This is a genomic window from Acidovorax carolinensis, assembly GCF_002157145.1.
Lineage (GTDB): Bacteria > Pseudomonadota > Gammaproteobacteria > Burkholderiales > Burkholderiaceae_C > Acidovorax > Acidovorax carolinensis.
This window is the reverse complement of sequence record NZ_CP021361.1, coordinates 1,246,114-1,262,851: the sequence shown is the minus strand read 5'-3', so window position 1 is coordinate 1,262,851 and position 16,738 is coordinate 1,246,114. Positions and strand designations below refer to the sequence as shown.

Below are 16,738 nucleotides of genomic sequence, written 5' to 3'. Positions count from 1 at the left end.
GGCTGGCCCGCCATGGCTCAGTTCTTCATCAACCGGCCCATCTTCGCGTGGGTCATCGCCATCATCATCATGCTGGCCGGCGCCATGTCCATCAAGACATTGCCGCTGGAGCAATATCCCGACATCGCGCCGCCGCGCGTGTCGATCAGCGCCCAGTACACCGGTGCCTCGGCCAAGACGGTCGAAGACTCGGTCACGCAGGTGATCGAGCAGCAGCTCAAGGGCCTGGACAACCTGATCTACATGGGATCGACCAGCGACGCCTCGGGCAGCTCGCGCACCACGCTCACCTTCAACGCTGGCACCAATATCGACGTGGCCCAGGTGCAGGTGCAAAACAAGTTGCAGCAGGCCATGTCGCGCCTGCCGCAGGCCGTGCAAAGCCGCGGCGTCTCGGTCACCAAGGGCGGCAACGACTACCTGATGATCATCACCTTCACCTCGCCCGACCCCAGCGTGTCGCAGGTGGACATTGGTGACTACATTGCCAGCAACCTGGTCGACGTGATCAGCCGCATTGACGGCGTGGGCGACGTCCTCACGCTGGGCACCGGCTACGCCATGCGCGTGTGGCTCGATCCGGGCAAGCTCGAAAAATTCGCGCTCATGCCGTCGGACATCGACAGCGCCATCAACGCGCAGAACGCACAGGTCTCGGCGGGCCAGCTCGGCGCCCTGCCCGCCGTGGGCGAGCAGCAGCTCAACGCCACCATCACGGCGCGCAGCAAGCTGCAGACAAAGGAAGAGTTCGAGCAGATCGTGCTCAAGTCCACCAGCGACGGCGCCGCCGTGCGCCTGAAGGACGTGGCGCGCATCGAGCTCGGTGCGGAAAACCTCACCATCACCTCGCGCCTGAACGGCCAGCCCGGCGCCGGCATGGGCGTGGTGCTGGCCGACGGCGCCAACGCCATGGCCGTGGCCGAGGCCGTGAATGCCAAGATCGCCGAGCTGCAGCCCTTTTTTCCCTACCAGCTCAAGCCCTTTACCAGCTACGACACCACGCCATTCGTGAGCGCCTCCATCGAAGAAGTCGTCAAGGCCCTGTTCGAAGCCATGGTGCTGGTGGTGCTGGTGATGTATGTCTTCTTGCAGAATTTCCGCGCCACGCTGATTCCGGCCATTGCGGTGCCGGTGGTGCTGCTGGGCACCTTTGGCGTGCTCTCGGCAGCGGGCTTTTCGATCAACACGCTGACCATGTTCGGCCTGGTGCTGGCCATTGGCCTGCTGGTGGACGACGCCATCGTGGTGGTGGAAAACGTCGAGCGCGTTATGAGCGAGGAAGGCCTGTCGCCCAAAGAGGCCACGCGCAAGTCGATGGCCGAGATCACGCCGGCCCTCGTGGGCATTGCGCTCACGCTGTCGGCGGTGTTCATCCCCATGGCGTTCTTCGGCGGCTCCACCGGGGTGATCTACCGGCAGTTTTCCATCACCATCGTGTCGGCCATGGTGCTGTCGGTGCTGGTGGCCCTGACGCTCACGCCCGCGCTGTGCGCCACCTTGCTCAAGCCCATTGCCAAAGGGCAGCACAGCCCCCATGGCGCGCCGCGCAAGGGCGTTGCGGGCTGGATCGACCGCTTTTTTGTCGGCTTCAACCGCCGTTTTGACCGCACGGCCGACGGCTACCAGCGCGGCGTGGGCACCGTGGTGCGCCGGGGCAAACGCATGATGCTGGTGTATCTGCTGATCTGCGCGGGCATGGCGGTGCTGTTCTTGCGCCTGCCCACGTCGTTCTTGCCCAATGAGGACCAGGGCGCGGTGTCGGTGCAGATCACCCTGCCGCCAGGTTCGTCCAACGCCCGGCTGCAGGCGGTGATGGCCCAGGTGCAGAAATACTTTGCCGCCCAGCCCGATGTGATCAGCTTCAACTCGATCACCGGCTCAGGCGGCGACCAGAGCTCGGCGCGCGGCTTTGTGCGGCTGACCAACTGGAGCCAGCGCACACGCCCCGACCAGAGCGCCGACGCCATTGCCCGCAAGGCCACCAAGGACCTGGCCGCCATCCGCGATGCGCGCATTTTCGTGCTGCTGCCGCCCGCCGTGCGCGGGCTGGGGGCCAATGCGGGCTTCAACTTCCAGCTCAAGGACCTGAACGGCCTGGGCCACGACGCCCTGGTGGCCGCGCGCGACAAGGTGCTCGAACTGGCAGCCCAGCGCACCGAGCTGAGCAACACGCGCAGCACCAACCTGGACGACACCGCGCAGCTGGGTGTGGACATTGACGACAGCAAGGCCGGCGCCTTGGGCCTGGCCACGGTGGACGTGAACAACACGCTGTCGAGCGCGCTGGGCGGCACCTATGTGAATGACTTTCTCAACAAGGGGCGCGTCAAACGGGTCTACATGCAGGGCGATGCGCCGTTTCGCATGCTGCCGCAGGACGTGGCGCCCTGGACGGTGCGCAACAACCAGGGGCAGATGGTGCCGTTCTCGGCGTTTTCGAGCACCCGCTGGACCTATGGCTCGCCGCAGCTGCAGCGCTACAACGGCAGCCCCAGCTACGAGTTCGTGGGCAATGCGGCGGCGGGCGTGAGCTCGGGCGTGGCCATGGCGGCGGTCGAAGACATCATGAAGGAAATGCCTCCGGGCATTGGCTACGAATGGACCGGCGCCTCGTTCCAGGAGCGGCTGTCGGGCTCGCAGGCGCCGCTGCTGTATGCGGTGTCCATCCTGTTCGTGTTCCTGTGTCTGGCCGCACTCTACGAAAGCTGGTCGGTGCCGTTCTCGGTGATTCTGGTGGTGCCGCTGGGCATTGTCGGGGCGCTGCTGGGCATCGGGTTTCGCGGGCTGTCGAACGACGTGTACTTTCAGGTGGGCCTGCTCACCACCGTGGGGCTGTCGTCCAAAAATGCCATCTTGATCGTGGAATTTGCCACCCAGCTTCAAGAGCGCGGCCGCAGCGTGCTCGATGCCACGCTGGAAGCCGTGCGCCTGCGGTTGCGCCCCATTTTGATGACTTCGCTGGCCTTTGGTTTTGGCGTGTTGCCCCTGGCCCTGGGCAGCGGCGCGGGCGCCGGTGGGCGCCAGGCCATCGGCACGGCGGTGCTGGGCGGCATGGTGTCGGCCACCGTGCTGGGCATCTTTTTTGTGCCGGTGTTCTTTGTCCTGATTCGCGGCTACTTTGCCGACCGCAAGGCAAAGCAGACAGCCAGCGAAACCGGAGCCGCCGCATGAGCCGCACCCCCCTGATCGCCCCCCGCCGCACCGTGGTGCGCGCCACCGCCGCCAGCGCACTGGCCTTGCTGGCTCTGCTGAGCCTCGCTGGCTGCACCAGCCTGGCGCCAGACTATGCGCGTCCCGCACTGCCCGTGCCTGCCACGCTGACCGGCACGAGCGTGGCGGACGGCACCGCGCTGGCACCCGAGATCGGCCCGATGGGCTGGCAGGAATTTCTGCAGGAGCCGCGCCTGCGCGCGCTGGTGGCGCTGGCGCTGCAAAACAACCGCGACCTGCGCGTGGCGATGCTGGCCATCGAGAAGGCCCGCGCGCAATATGGCGTGGAGCAGTCCAACCGCTTCCCTGCCGTGGGCGCCACCGCCGCCGGCACGCGCACGCGCACGGCCGACGACCTGACCGCCAGCGGCCGCTCGCCCACCAGCAGCCAGTACAGCGCGCAGCTGGGCTTCAGCAGCTACGAGATTGACCTGTTTGGCCGCGTGAAGAACCTCAACGAGGCCGCGCTGCAGGAATTTTTGCGCACCACCGAGAACCGCCGCAGCGTGCAACTGAGCCTGGTGGCCGAGGTGGCCAACGCCTGGCTCACGCTGGACGCCGATGGCCGGCGCCTGCAACTGGCGCAAGACACCCTGCGCAGCCGCCAGAAGTCATACGAGCTGACCCAGCGCAGCTACGAGCTGGGCGCTGCCTCGGGCCTGACGTTGGCGCAAACCCAGACCACGGTGGACACCGCCCGCGCCGATGTGGCCGCCTTCACCAGCCAGGTGGCGCGCGACCGCAATGCACTGGCCCTGCTGGCGGGCGCGCCAGTGCCTGCGGCCCTGCTGCCTGATGGCGCGAACCCGGCAGCCGGGGCGACCGAGGCGTCGCCCACCCAGGCCGCACCGGCAACGACAACGACGTCGGTCGCCCCCAACCCCAGCACTGCCACGCCCGCCGCCACCCTGCTGGCGGTGCCGGCCGACCTGCCCTCGTCGGTGCTGCTCAACCGCCCCGACGTGCGCGCCGCCGAATACACCCTGCGCGGCGCCTACGCCAGCATTGGCGCGGCGCGTGCCGCGTTCTTCCCCAGCATCACGCTCACGGCGTCGGCGGGCACCGCCAGCAACGCGCTGTCGGGCCTGTTTGACGGCGGCAACGGCACCTGGAGCTTTGCGCCACAGATCCGCCTGCCCATCTTTGATGCTGGCCGCAACCGCGCCAACCTCCAGATCGCCGAAACCGCGCGCGACACCGCCCTGGCCCAATACGACAAGGCCGTGCAAACCGCGTTCCGCGAAGTGGCCGATGCCCTGGCCGAACGCGCCACGCTGGCCGAGCGCCTGCAGGCCCAGCAATCGCTGCAGGCGGCCACGCTGAAGGCATTGCAGTTGTCCGAAGCCCGCTACCGCCTGGGCGCCGACAGCTACCTGCCCGTGCTGGACGCCCAGCGCTCGCTCTACAGCGCGCAGCAGACGCTGATCGGTCTGGCGCTGGCCGAACAGGCCAACCGCATCACGCTGTACAAGGTGCTGGGCGGCGGATGGAACGACGCCGCCACGGGCGATAGCACGACAACGCCCGGCACCTGAAGCGGCGCGCGAAGGTTTTCGCACTGCGCTGTGAGACAAGCAGTTTCCAGCGCAGGGCGGTGCAAGCCCTTTGGTGAAGCGTGGGCGCTGATCCGCCATGCCCACCACGTTGAGGCCAGCTCCCCGTGGTGCACACGCACCAAGCTGGCCCAACCGCCACGCTGGCCTTGCACCGGCAACGCGAGCCCGCCTCTATCGCTACTTCTTTTTTGATAGCTATTCGCGCTTTATACATAAGCGTTGCAGCCCGATTTCGCCAAAACCCTCCATTCCGCTCACCGCTGGCACAGGCCTTGCATTACCCCGGGTGTGGCCAAGGTAGGCCGCATGTTGAGCCCGGTGCAATGGCGTGTTGGGCTGACGAAGACGATGGCGTCCCTGCGAGGGTGTTGGCTGCCAGGCCAGCGCACCGTGCGGACGCCTTTTTGTTTTTCCGAAACGCCTACGGAGGTCACGATGAAAAAATCCAGGCTGGTGATGGTGGGGAACGGCATGGCCGGTGTGCGCACGCTCGAAGAGCTGCTGAAGATTGCGCCCGACCTGTACGACATCACGGTGTTCGGCGCCGAGCCGCACCCCAACTACAACCGCATCCTGTTGTCGCCCGTGCTGGCCGGCGAGCAGACCATTGACGAGATCATCCTGAACGACTGGCAGTGGTATGCCGATCACCACATAACGCTGCACACGGGTTTCACCGTGACCGACGTGGACCGCGTGCACCGCACCGTCCACGCCACCAATGCAGCGGGCGAGACCATCACCGCCGAATACGACCGCCTCATCATGGCCACGGGCTCCAACCCGTTCATCCTGCCCATCCCGGGCAAGGATTTGCAGGGCGTGCTGGCCTACCGCGACATTGCCGACACGCAGGCCATGATCGACGCGGCCGCCACCTACAAACATGCGGTGGTGATCGGCGGTGGCCTGCTGGGCCTGGAGGCCGCCAACGGCCTCATGAAGCGCGGCATGCAGGTGAGCGTGGTGCATGTGGGCGACTGGCTGATGGAACGCCAGCTCGACGACGTGGCCGGCCGGATGCTGCAAAAGTCGCTGGCCGAGCGCGGCATGCAGTTCCTCATGAAGGCACAGACGCAGGAGCTGCTGGGTGACGACACGGGCCGCGTGAAGGCAGTGAAGTTCAAGGACGGCACCGAGGTGCCCGCCGACCTGGTGGTGATGGCCGTGGGCATCCGCCCCAACACCGCACTGGCTGAAAAGATGCGCCTGCATGTGAACCGCGGCATCGTGGTCAGCGACACGCTGCAGACCACCACCGACGCCCGCATCTACGCCGTGGGCGAATGCGCCGCGCACCGGGGCATTGCCTATGGCCTGGTGGCGCCGCTGTTCGAGCAGGGCAAGGTGCTGGCCAACCATCTGGCCGAGTTCGGCATTGGCCGCTACCAGGGCTCGCTCACGTCCACCAAGCTCAAGGTGACGGGCATCGACCTGTTCAGTGCGGGCGACTTCCAGGGCGGCGCCGACACCGAGGAGATCGTGATGAGCGACCCCTTTGGCGGCGTGTACAAAAAGCTCGTCATCAAGGACGACAAGCTGGTGGGCGCCTGCCTGTATGGCGACACCGTGGACGGCAGCTGGTACTTCAAGCTGCTGCGCGACGGCCGCACGGTGAACGACATCCGCGACAAGCTGATGTTCGGCGAATCGCACCTGGGCGACACCGGCCACCAGGGCCAGAGCAAGGCCGCCGCCATGCAGGACAGCGACGAAGTGTGCGGCTGCAACGGCGTGACCAAGGGCGCCATCTGCAAGGCCATCAAGGACAAGGGCCTGTTCACGCTCGATGAAGTGCGCAAGCACACCAAGGCCAGCGCGAGTTGCGGTTCGTGCACCGGGCTGGTTGAGCAGATCATCATGTTCACCGCCGGTGGCGACTACAGCGCCACACCCAAGACCAAGGCCCTGTGCGGCTGCACCGACCATGGGCACCAGGCCGTGCGCGACGCGATCCGCGCCAACAAGCTGCTGAGCATTGGCGACGTGTTCCGATTCATGGAGTGGAAGACGCCCAACGGCTGCGCCACCTGCCGCCCCGCCGTCAACTACTACCTCATCAGCACCTGGCCCAAGGACGCCAAGGACGACCCGCAAAGCCGCGCCATCAACGAGCGCAGCCACGCCAACATCCAGAAAGACGGCACCTACAGCGTCATCCCCCGCATGTGGGGGGGAGAGACCACGGCCGACGAGCTGCGCCGCATTGCCGATGCGGCCGACAAGTACCACATCCCCACCATCAAGGTCACGGGCGGCCAGCGCATCGATTTGCTGGGCGTGAAGAAGGAAGACCTGGTCAACGTGTGGAAGGACATCGGCATGCCCAGCGGCCACGCCTATGCCAAGGCGCTGCGCACCGTGAAGACCTGCGTGGGCAGCGAGTGGTGCCGCATGGGCACCCAAGACAGCACGCAGATGGGCAAGGACCTGGAGCGCGCCATGTGGCGCATGTATGCCCCGCACAAGGTCAAGTTTGCGGTGAGCGGCTGCCCGCGCAACTGCGCCGAGGCCGGCATCAAGGACGTGGGCATCATCGGCGTGGACAGCGGCTGGGAGATGTACGTGGCCGGCAACGGCGGCATCAAGACCGAGGTGGCCCACTTCTTCACCAAGCTCAAAACCGCAGAAGAAGTGCTGGAGTACACCGGCGCGTTTTGCGAGCTGTACCGCCAGGAAGGCTGGTACCTGGAGCGCACCGTGCACTACGTGAACCGCGTGGGCCTGGACTATGTGAAAAAGCGCATTCTGGAAGACCACGAGGGCCGCAAGGCGCTGTGGGAGCAGCTGCAGTTTGCGCTCGACGGCGAGCCCGACCCTTGGTTCGAGTTTGACAAGGCAGCAGTGGACCAGCGCCAGTTCATTCCGATTGCCGTGGCTTGATCCCATTTATTGAATAAAAAATGGCTCTTCTAGCGAATGCTAGTGATGCACTCGATAAACGCCGTACTCCAAAAACGCTGTTTGAGGACGTACGGAGCATGCCATCACTACTATTCGCTAGAAGAGCCTAAAAAATGTCTCTAGCGCTTGATGGATAAGCGCAAGCAGCTACCAAAGGAATAGCAATGAATGCCTGGAAACTGATCTGCCGCGTGGAAGACATCCCGGTGCTCGGCTCGCGCCGCGTCGCCCGCGAAAAGGGCCTGGATGTGGCGGTTTTCCGCAACGATGCGGGCGGCGTTTTTGCGCTGCTGGACCGCTGCCCGCACAAGGGCGGGCCGCTGAGCCAAGGCATTGTGTTTGGCACGCAGGTGGCTTGCCCGATGCACAACTGGACGATTGGCTTGTGCGATGGGCAGGCGGCGGCGCCGGATGAGGGGTGCACGCCGAAGTTTGCGGTGAGGGTGGAGGATGGGGCGGTGTATATGGATTCGCAGGAGTTGGCATCTGTAGCGACCGATCTGACCCGGCCTGTGGCGGGGCCTGCACGCAGGACTGTGGGGGTTTGATTTGTTTACGGGGCTGCCTATTTTTGCTGGCTTGCCTTTGCAGAGGGCGGAGGCCGGGGTATGCGCCCGGCGGCGCAGTAACTTTCTTTTGCGTCGCCAAAAGAAAGTCACCAAAGAAAAGGCGACCCCGCTGTCTGCGTCCCCAGCGCTGCGCGCTGGGGCAACCTGTGGTGCTCGCCGACGGGGTGCGTCGCAGAACTCGCTGCGCGCTGACGCGCTCCGCTCAAACAACTGCGACGAGTCAGACCACGATGCATGTGTGTCCTGCGGCACACATGCCACCCCGCCCGCTGCGCTCCTCGGCACATACAGAGGGGCTGGGGAACCAACATCCATTCGGGCCATTGCTTCGCTGCGCTGCGCTCGGCCCCACATCGCAGGCGCAAGCGCCACGCGCTGCGCAAACTGGGCCGAGCGAAGCAATGGCCCGTGTGGATATTCGGCTGTTCGGCTGTCCAACCCCTGCTGGCTGCGCCTGCGTCGGGGCGCTTGCGGGGTGAGCATGCGCGTCGAAGCGCGCATGCCTCGTGATCTGACTCGCCGCAGTTGTTTGAACGGAGCTGCACAGCAGCGCAGTGAGTTCTGCGGCGCACCCCGCAACCGCACCGACGCAGGTCGCCCCGTAGCGCAGCGAAGGGGTCGCAGACTGGGGGTCGCCTTTTCTTTGGTGACTTTCTTTTGGCGAAGCAAAAGAAAGTTACTCGCATGCCGGGCGACTCCCGGCCTCCGCCTTGAAACCAAGCATGCTGTCCCAACTGGCACGTTCCGGCTTCGACAAGCTCAGCACGAACGGCCAGTGAAAAATAGACACTACAGAAAAAATAGCTACCAGCGCTTGATGAATAAGCGCTAGAGCCCAAAAACACCCAAAACCCACGCCATGCAAGAAACCAAATCCACCTGCCCCTACTGCGGCGTAGGCTGCGGCGTGATCATCGAATCCGAAGGCGCGCAAATCACCGGTGTGCGCGGCGACCCCACCCACCCCGCCAACTTCGGCCGCCTGTGCACCAAGGGCTCGACCCTGCACCTCACTGCCACCAGCCCCATCACACTGCAGACCCGTCTGCTGCACCCCCTGCACCGCGCGCAGCGCAACGCAGCAGCACTGCCTCTACCGTGGGAATCAGCGCTGGCAATGGCCGCAGACAAATTCGCCAACACCATCGCACAGCATGGCCCCGATGCCGTGGGCTTTTACGTCAGCGGCCAGCTGCTCACCGAGGACTATTACGTCTTCAACAAGCTGGCCAAGGGCCTGATCGGCACCAACAACATCGACACCAACTCGCGCCTGTGCATGAGCAGCGCCGTGGCGGGCTACAAGAGCACGCTGGGCGCCGACGCGCCGCCCGCCTGCTATGACGATTTGAACCACGCGCAGTGCCTGTTCATCGTGGGCAGCAACACGGCCTGGGCCCACCCTGTGCTGTTCCGCCGCATCGAAGACGCACGCGCCGCCAACCCGGGCATGAAGCTCATCGTGGCCGATCCGCGCCGCACCGACACCGCCGGCATGGCCGACCTGTTTTTGCCCATACAGCCGGGCAGCGACGTGATGCTGTTCAACGGCATGCTGCACCTGATGCTGTGGGAGGGCTGGATCGACGCGGCTTTCATTGCCGCACACACCACAGGTTTCGATGAACTCAAGGCCCTGGTGCGCGACGCCACACCCGAGCGCGTGGCGCAGGTGTGCGGCATCTCGGTGGCCGACCTGACCACGGCCGCAAAGTGGTTTGCAACGTCCAAAGCCACGCTGAGCCTCTACTGCCAGGGCCTCAACCAGAGCAGCAGCGGCACCGCCAAGAACGCCGCGCTCATCAACCTGCACCTGGCCACGGGCCAGATCGGCAAGCCCGGCGCGGGGCCGTTCAGCCTGACCGGCCAACCCAACGCCATGGGCGGGCGCGAGGTGGGTGGCATGGCCAATTTGCTCAGCGCGCACCGTGATCTGGCCAACCCCCAGCACCGTGCCGAAGTGGCCGCGCTGTGGGGCGTGGCCGATGTGCCCAGCCAGCCCGGCAAGACAGCGGTAGAAATGTTCCAGGCCGCTGCCGATGGCGAGGTCAAGGCCCTGTGGATTGCCTGCACCAACCCCGCGCAAAGCATGCCCGACCAGGCCACCGTGCGCCGCGCGCTGCAGCGCGCCGAGTTCGTGGTGGTGCAGGAGGCCTTTGCCACGGCTGAAACCGCGCAATTCGCCGACCTGCTGCTGCCCGCCACCACCTGGGGCGAAAAAACCGGCACCGTGACCAACAGCGAGCGCCGCATTTCCCGCGTGCGCACTGCCGTGCCCGCACCCGGCCTGGCGCGCCACGACTGGGCCATTGCGGTGCAGTTTGCGCACCAGCTCGAGGCACGCCTGCGCCCCGGCCAGCCCACGCTGTTTCCCTACACCACCGACCACGCCGACCAGGGCGCTGAAATGGTGTGGAACGAACACCGCGAAAGCACGCGCGGGCGCGACCTGGACATCACCGGGTTGTCGTGGGACCTGCTCGAATCCCAAGGCCCGCAGCAATGGCCACTGCCTGAGGGTGCAGCCTCGGGCAAGGCCCGCCTGTACGAAGACGGCATCTTCCCCACCAGCGACGGCCGCGCACGCTTTGCAGCACATGCCTGGCAACCCACCGCCGAACAACGCGACTCGCGCTACCCCTTCAGCCTGACCACCGGCCGCCTGCGCGACCAGTGGCACGGCATGACCCGCACCGGCACCCTGGGCCGCCTGTTCGGCCATGTGGCCGAGCCCAGCGTGCAACTGCACCCGCAGGACATGGAACGACGCGGCCTGAAAAACGGTGACCTCGTGCATGTGACCAGCAAGCGCGGCTCCATCGTGGTGCCCGTGCAGGCCGATGCCACGCTGGGCCTGTCGCAGGCCTTCATAGCCATGCACTGGGGCAGCGAATTCTTGAGCGGCTGCTCCTCCACCGGCGAACGGCTGGCGGGCGTGAATGCGCTCACCACCTCGGCGTTCTGCCCCACCTCCAAACAGCCCGAGCTGAAACACGCCGCCGTCAAAGTGCTCAAGGCCGAACTGCCGTGGACGCTACTGGCCATGGCCTGGCTGCCCGCTGACAGGGCATTGGCTGCGCGCGAAGCCTTGTCCGCACTCATGGCACAGTTTCCCGTCTTCCAGTTCACCAGTTGTGTGCCCTTCAGCAACAACACGCCGCTGGGTGAACCCGGGCGCGAGCGCGTGGGTGTGCTGCTGCGCGCCGCCGCGCACGAGGCCCCGCCGGACGCCATGGTGGAACGCATCGAATCCCTGCTGGGCCTGGCCACCACCGACACGCTGCGCTACGCCGACAAGAAGCGCGGCCAGCGCCGCGCGGCGCGGCTGGCACGCCATGGGGACAACACCACGCTGGAAGGCATCGTGCTGGCGGGTGACACCAGCGCCGAAGGCTGGCTCAAGACCCTGCTGCAAGAAGAACTGCCCGCACAGACCTATGGCCGCCTGCTGCTGGTGCCCGGCGCCAAGGCACCCGTGGCGGTGCAGTCGCGCGGCAAGCCGGTGTGCACCTGCTTCAACGTGACCGACACCGCCATCAACGCGAAGCTGGCCCAATGCCACGGCACCGACGACGACCGCCTGGCCCAGCTGCAAGGCCAACTGCGCTGCGGCACCCAATGCGGCTCGTGCCTGCCCGAACTCAAGCGCATGGTGCGCGCCGCGGGGCCGCTGGCGCCCAAGCCGCTGGCGCAGGCCGCCATATAACCAAAAGTTGTCTGATCTCAAGGAAAATAGCGAACCAATCACCCACAGCATCAGGATGGGTGCAACTGGGCTCCAGCTAGGCATCTCGGCGCAGACAGTACTTGCATACGGCAAGCCGAAATAACGACGCTGGAGCCCTTTTTCACCCATCCCGCCAACCAAAACCATGGGCATTAGCCAGTACATCAAGGAAATCGGCCGTGGGCCACGCGGCTCCAAGCCGCTCACGCGGGAGCAGGCGGCCGACCTGTTCGGCCAGGTGCTAGACGGCGCCGCCAGCGACCTGGAGGTTGGCGCCTTCTGCCTGGCCATGCGCATCAAGGGCGAAACGGCTGAGGAAATGTGCGGTTTTCTTGACGCCACCCACAGCCGCATGGCGCTGCTGCCCGCCAGCGACCGCCCCCTGGTCGTGCTGCCCAGCTACAACGGTGCGCGCAAGCTGCCCGTGCTGACGCCGCTGCTGGCACTGCTTCTGGCGCGCGAGGGGTTGCCCGTGCTGCTGCACGGCATGCGCACCGAAAAACGCCGGGTTTTGGCATCCGATGTGCTGCTGGCGCTTGGTATTCCTGCGCTAACAGCTCCTGAAAAAATATCAACCGGAAGCGTGGCCCATATCGATACCCGGCACCTGCACGCCGGCCTGGCACGCCTGCTGGCCGTGCGCGAAGTAGTGGGGCTGCGCAACGCGGGGCACAGCGCCGTGAAGATCATGAACCCCTGCGCGGGCGCCGCCGTGGTGGTGACCAGCTACACCCATCCCGAGTATTACGACATGCTGCAGGCCACCTTTGGCGCCATGCACATGACCGCCCTGCTCTCGCGCGGCCTCGAAGGCGAGGTGGCGGCCGACCCGCGCCGCACGCCCCGCTACGACGCCTTCGTGGCCGGGGTGCACCAGCTGCTGCAAGAGCAGCAACCCGGCACCGCGCCCGATGTGCCAGGCCTGCCCACCGAGATTGACATCGACACCACCGCGCGTTACACCCGGCAGGTTCTGGACGGCCACCTGCCCGTTCCAGCAGCGCTGGCGCAGCAGGTGGAACACATATTGCGTCTGGCTGCACAAACCACATCGACCCCATCGCCAACACCATGAAACCCACCGTGCCCGCCACCAGCCTGCCGCCGCCAGCCACCTCCGGGGGAACATGCACGCTGGTGGGCGCGGGCCCGGGCGACCCGGAACTTCTCACCATCAAGGCCCTCAAGGCCATCCAGGCGGCCACCGTGCTGCTGGTGGATGACCTGGTGAGCGATGCCGTCGTGGCGCACGCATCGCCCACGGCGCGCATCGTCTATGTGGGCAAGCGCGGCGGCTGCAAGAGCACGCCGCAGGCCTTCATCGAAAAGCTGATGCTCATGGCCGTGAACGAAGGCGAGAACGTGGTGCGCCTCAAGGGGGGCGACCCGTTCATCTTTGGCCGTGGTGGCGAAGAGGTCGAGCACCTGCGTGCAGCGGGTGTGCCGGTCACCGTCATCAACGGCATCACGGCGGGCCTGGCGGGCCTGACCTCGCTGGGCGCGCCGCTCACGCACCGCGAACATGCCCACGGCGTGGTCTTCATCACCGGCCACGCCAAGCCCGGCGATGCCGGAACCGACTGGCGCCAGCTGGCCGCCACCGCGCGCGATGCCCGGCTCACACTGGTCATCTACATGGGTGTGAGCGGCGCAGCGCAGATCGAGCAAGATCTGCTCACCGGCCTGCCACCCGAAACACCCGTAGCCATCATCCAGCACGCCAGCCTGCCCCAGCAGCGCCATGCCATCACCACGCTGGGCAGTTTGCACGCCACCATCACGCGCGAAGGGCTGGCCAGCCCCTCGGTGATCGTGGTGGGCGATGTGGTGCGGGGCGTGGCGCTGGCATCGCACGCGCTGCCCGCTGCCGCACGCCGCCGCGCGGGCTGACGCCTCGGCGCGGCAGCAAGCAAGCAGCACAGTTGCTGATCAGACCGGCTGCGCTGCACCCGGCGCCAGGCGTGCCTGCTCAAAGCGCATGGCCAGCTCCTTGCGAAGCGATTTGCGCAGCAGTGCGGCGTCCCAGCGGCGGCGCTCATCGGGCGTGGAAGGCGCCAGGGGCGGCACCTTCACCGGTTTGCGCGCCTCGTCCACCGCCACCATCGTGAAAAAGCAGCTGTTCACATGCCGCACCACCTGCGAGCGGATGTCTTCGGCCACCACCTTGATGCCCACCTCCATCGACGATGCGCCCGTGTAGTTGACGCTGGCGAGAAACGTCACCAGTTCGCCCACATGGATGGGCTGCAGAAACATCACCTGGTCCACGCTCAGCGTGACCACATAGCAGGCCGAATAGCGGCTGGCGCAGGAATACGCCACCTGGTCGAGCAGCTTCAAAATGGCGCCGCCGTGCACGTTGCCCGAAAAATTGGCCATGTCGGGGGACATCAGCACGGTCATGCTGAGCTGGTGGGAGGGGATGTTCATGCACCAATTTTAGAAGCGCGCCCGCGCTCACCGGGCAAAATTGCCGTTTCCGCTCTGACCCACACCACCCCCGTGTCCATTCCTTTTTACGACGCCATCGTCATCGGTGCCGGCGCCGCCGGCCTGTTCTGCGCCGCCCAGGCCGGCCAGCGCGGCCTGAGAGTTCTGCTCATCGACCATGCCGACAAGGTGGCCGAAAAGATTCGCATCTCGGGCGGCGGGCGCTGCAACTTCACCAACCGCGACCTCGACCCCGCCGCGCCGCACAAACACTTTGTGGGGCAGAACCCGCAGTTCTGCCGCTCGGCGCTGTCGCGCTACACACCGGCGGACTTCATCGCGCTGGTGCAAAAGCACGGCATTGCCTTTCATGAAAAGCACAAGGGCCAGCTGTTTGCCGACCGCTCGGCCGAGGACATCATCGCCATGCTGCTGGCGGAATGCGCCGCCGGTGGCGTCACGCACTGGCAACCCTGCGGTGTCAAAAAAATAGCCTTTTCAGCCCCTGGCGCCGATGCACAAAGCGCAGGAAGCTATCAAATGGATACCGATCGCGGGCCGGTAGCAGCGCGCTCGCTGGTGATTGCCACCGGCGGCCTGTCGATCCCCAAGATCGGCGCCACCGACTTTGGCTATCGGCTGGCGCAGCAGTTCGGCATTGCGCTCATAGAACGCCGCCCGGGCCTCGTGCCGCTGACCTTTGACGGTGCGGGCTGGGCCCCCTATGCGCAGCTGGCGGGGCTGGCTTTGCCGGTGCAGATCAGCACCGGTAGCAAGAAAAACCGCATGGCGTTTGACGAAGACCTGCTGTTCACCCACCGTGGCCTCTCGGGCCCGGCGGTGCTGCAGATATCGAGCTACTGGCAAGAAGGCACACCACTGGCCATCAACCTGGCACCCACGGTGGACTTGCCCGCCGCGCTGGCGCAGGCCAAGGCCCGCTCACGCAAGCTGATCGCCAATGAGGTGGCCACGTTGGTCCCGAGCCGCCTGGCCGACGCCTGGGCCCAGCGCGAGGCCGATTGGCAGCGCCCCATCAACGAGGCCAGCGACAAGGCCCTGGCGCGGCTGGCCGAGCAACTGGCGCGCTGGGAGCTCACGCCCACGGGCACCGAGGGCTACAAAAAGGCCGAGGTCACGCTGGGCGGCGTGGACACGCGCGTGCTGTCCCAGCAGACCATGGAGTGCAAGACGCAGCCCGGCCTGTACTTCATTGGCGAGGTGGTCGACGTGACGGGCTGGCTGGGTGGCTACAACTTTCAGTGGGCCTGGGCCAGCGCCCACGCCTGTGCCCAGGCGCTGCCCGCTTGAAATTTGCTGCGGCCGGGCTATAATCTCCGGCTTTGCTGGCAATGCCCCGTCGGCCAAATACTAGTTACAGACGGGGAAACCGCTACGTATGGTCTTGAGGCCCGATCTCCCCAAGCCCCTCTGCGAGCAACATTTTGGAAACCATTAGCTAATGACTACGATCCGCGTAAAAGAAAACGAACCCTTTGACGTTGCACTGCGTCGCTTCAAGCGCACCATTGAAAAGCTCGGCCTGCTGACCGACCTGCGCGCCCGTGAGTTTTATGAAAAGCCCACCGCCGAGCGCAAGCGCAAGAAGGCAGCCGCCGTGAAGCGCCATTACAAGCGCGTTCGCAGCATGCAACTGCCCAAGAAGATGTACTGATCTTCGGACCCCAAGCCTGCTTGGGTCCCAGAACCCGCGCTAGGGACGCCAAGCGCGGGTTTTTGTTTTTCGGGTTTGCCAAAAGGCTTTCTGGCGTCGTTGCAACGCCTTGTCGTAGCAGCACTACTGCCTGCGGCGTTGACGCCTAGCCAGAAAGCCTTTTGGCAAACCCTTTTCCCTGTTTGAAAACCAAAAAAGGAAGCCGCCATGAGCCTCAAAGACCAGATCACCGAAGACATGAAAACCGCCATGCGCGCCAAGGACAGCGAGCGCCTGGGCACCATCCGCCTGCTGCAGGCCGCGATGAAGCAAAAGGAAGTGGACGAACGCGTCGTGCTGGACGATGTGGCCATCGTGGCCATCGTGGACAAGCTCATCAAGCAGCGCAAGGATTCCATCACCGCCTTTGAAGGCGCAGGCCGCCAAGACCTGGCCGACAAGGAAAAGTCCGAAATGGCGGTGCTGCAAGCCTATCTGCCCGAACGCATGTCGGCCGAAGAAACCCTGGTCGCCGTCAAAGCCATCGTGGCCGAGCTGGGCGCTGCAGGCCCCGGCGACATGGGCAAGGTCATGGGCGTAGTCAAGACCCGCCTGGCCGGCAAGGCCGACATGGGCCAGGTCTCGGCCGCCGTGAAAGCCGCGCTGGCGAGCTGATAGAGAGATAGCC

Annotated in this window: 11 protein-coding genes; 10 read left to right on the top strand and 1 reads right to left on the bottom strand. The window is 65.6% G+C overall.

Annotation, left to right across the window (positions count from 1 at the left end; translation table 11 throughout):
• Nucleotides 1–12: 12 nt before the first annotated feature.
• The 7 genes from CBP34_RS05860 (at nt 13) to cobA (ending at nt 13,856) form a co-directional block, all read left to right on the top strand.
• On the top strand, nt 13–3,171 hold the full coding sequence (locus tag CBP34_RS05860; RefSeq protein WP_094097548.1) for an efflux RND transporter permease subunit: 3,159 nt from the start codon (nt 13–15) through the stop codon (nt 3,169–3,171).
• Nucleotides 3,168–4,745: an efflux transporter outer membrane subunit gene (locus CBP34_RS05855; RefSeq protein ID WP_094097547.1), complete on the top strand. Its 1,578-nt coding sequence runs from the start codon at nt 3,168–3,170 to the stop codon at nt 4,743–4,745. Before CBP34_RS05860 ends, CBP34_RS05855 begins: the two co-directional genes overlap by 4 nt.
• 456 nt (nt 4,746–5,201) lie before the next feature.
• A complete protein-coding gene (gene nirB / locus CBP34_RS05850) occupies nt 5,202–7,649 on the top strand; it encodes a nitrite reductase large subunit NirB (protein ID WP_094097546.1) in 2,448 nt (815 codons plus the stop codon).
• Nucleotides 7,650–7,834: 185 nt separating this feature from the next.
• Entirely contained in the window at nt 7,835–8,218 is a 384-nt protein-coding gene (gene nirD / locus CBP34_RS05845; RefSeq protein ID WP_086911832.1) for a nitrite reductase small subunit NirD, read from the top strand.
• Nucleotides 8,219–9,098: 880 nt separating this feature from the next.
• The gene (locus CBP34_RS05840; RefSeq protein ID WP_094097545.1) at nt 9,099–11,945 is read left to right on the top strand and encodes a nitrate reductase; all 2,847 of its coding nucleotides are present in this window, start codon (nt 9,099–9,101) and stop codon (nt 11,943–11,945) included.
• Nucleotides 11,946–12,111: 166 nt separating this feature from the next.
• Entirely contained in the window at nt 12,112–13,041 is a 930-nt protein-coding gene (gene ybiB / locus CBP34_RS05835; protein ID WP_094097544.1) for a DNA-binding protein YbiB, read from the top strand.
• Complete coding sequence (cobA, locus tag CBP34_RS05830) at nt 13,038–13,856, top strand: uroporphyrinogen-III C-methyltransferase (protein ID WP_094097543.1); 819 nt, start codon at nt 13,038–13,040, stop codon at nt 13,854–13,856. Before ybiB ends, cobA begins: the two co-directional genes overlap by 4 nt.
• A gap of 39 nt (nt 13,857–13,895) precedes the next feature.
• Here the strand turns inward: cobA and CBP34_RS05825 are convergent, their stop codons facing one another.
• The gene (locus CBP34_RS05825) at nt 13,896–14,396 is read right to left on the bottom strand and encodes an acyl-CoA thioesterase (RefSeq protein ID WP_094097542.1); all 501 of its coding nucleotides are present in this window, start codon (nt 14,394–14,396) and stop codon (nt 13,896–13,898) included.
• Nucleotides 14,397–14,468: 72 nt separating this feature from the next.
• Here CBP34_RS05825 and CBP34_RS05820 point away from each other — a divergent pair, with 72 nt between their 5' ends.
• The 3 genes from CBP34_RS05820 (at nt 14,469) to CBP34_RS05810 (ending at nt 16,725) form a co-directional block, all read left to right on the top strand.
• The gene (locus CBP34_RS05820; RefSeq protein ID WP_094097541.1) at nt 14,469–15,707 is read left to right on the top strand and encodes a BaiN/RdsA family NAD(P)/FAD-dependent oxidoreductase; all 1,239 of its coding nucleotides are present in this window, start codon (nt 14,469–14,471) and stop codon (nt 15,705–15,707) included.
• Nucleotides 15,708–15,858: 151 nt separating this feature from the next.
• On the top strand, nt 15,859–16,071 hold the full coding sequence (gene rpsU / locus CBP34_RS05815; RefSeq protein ID WP_005799779.1) for a 30S ribosomal protein S21: 213 nt from the start codon (nt 15,859–15,861) through the stop codon (nt 16,069–16,071).
• A gap of 207 nt (nt 16,072–16,278) precedes the next feature.
• On the top strand, nt 16,279–16,725 hold the full coding sequence (locus CBP34_RS05810) for a GatB/YqeY domain-containing protein (protein ID WP_094097540.1): 447 nt from the start codon (nt 16,279–16,281) through the stop codon (nt 16,723–16,725).
• Nucleotides 16,726–16,738: the final 13 nt, after the last annotated feature.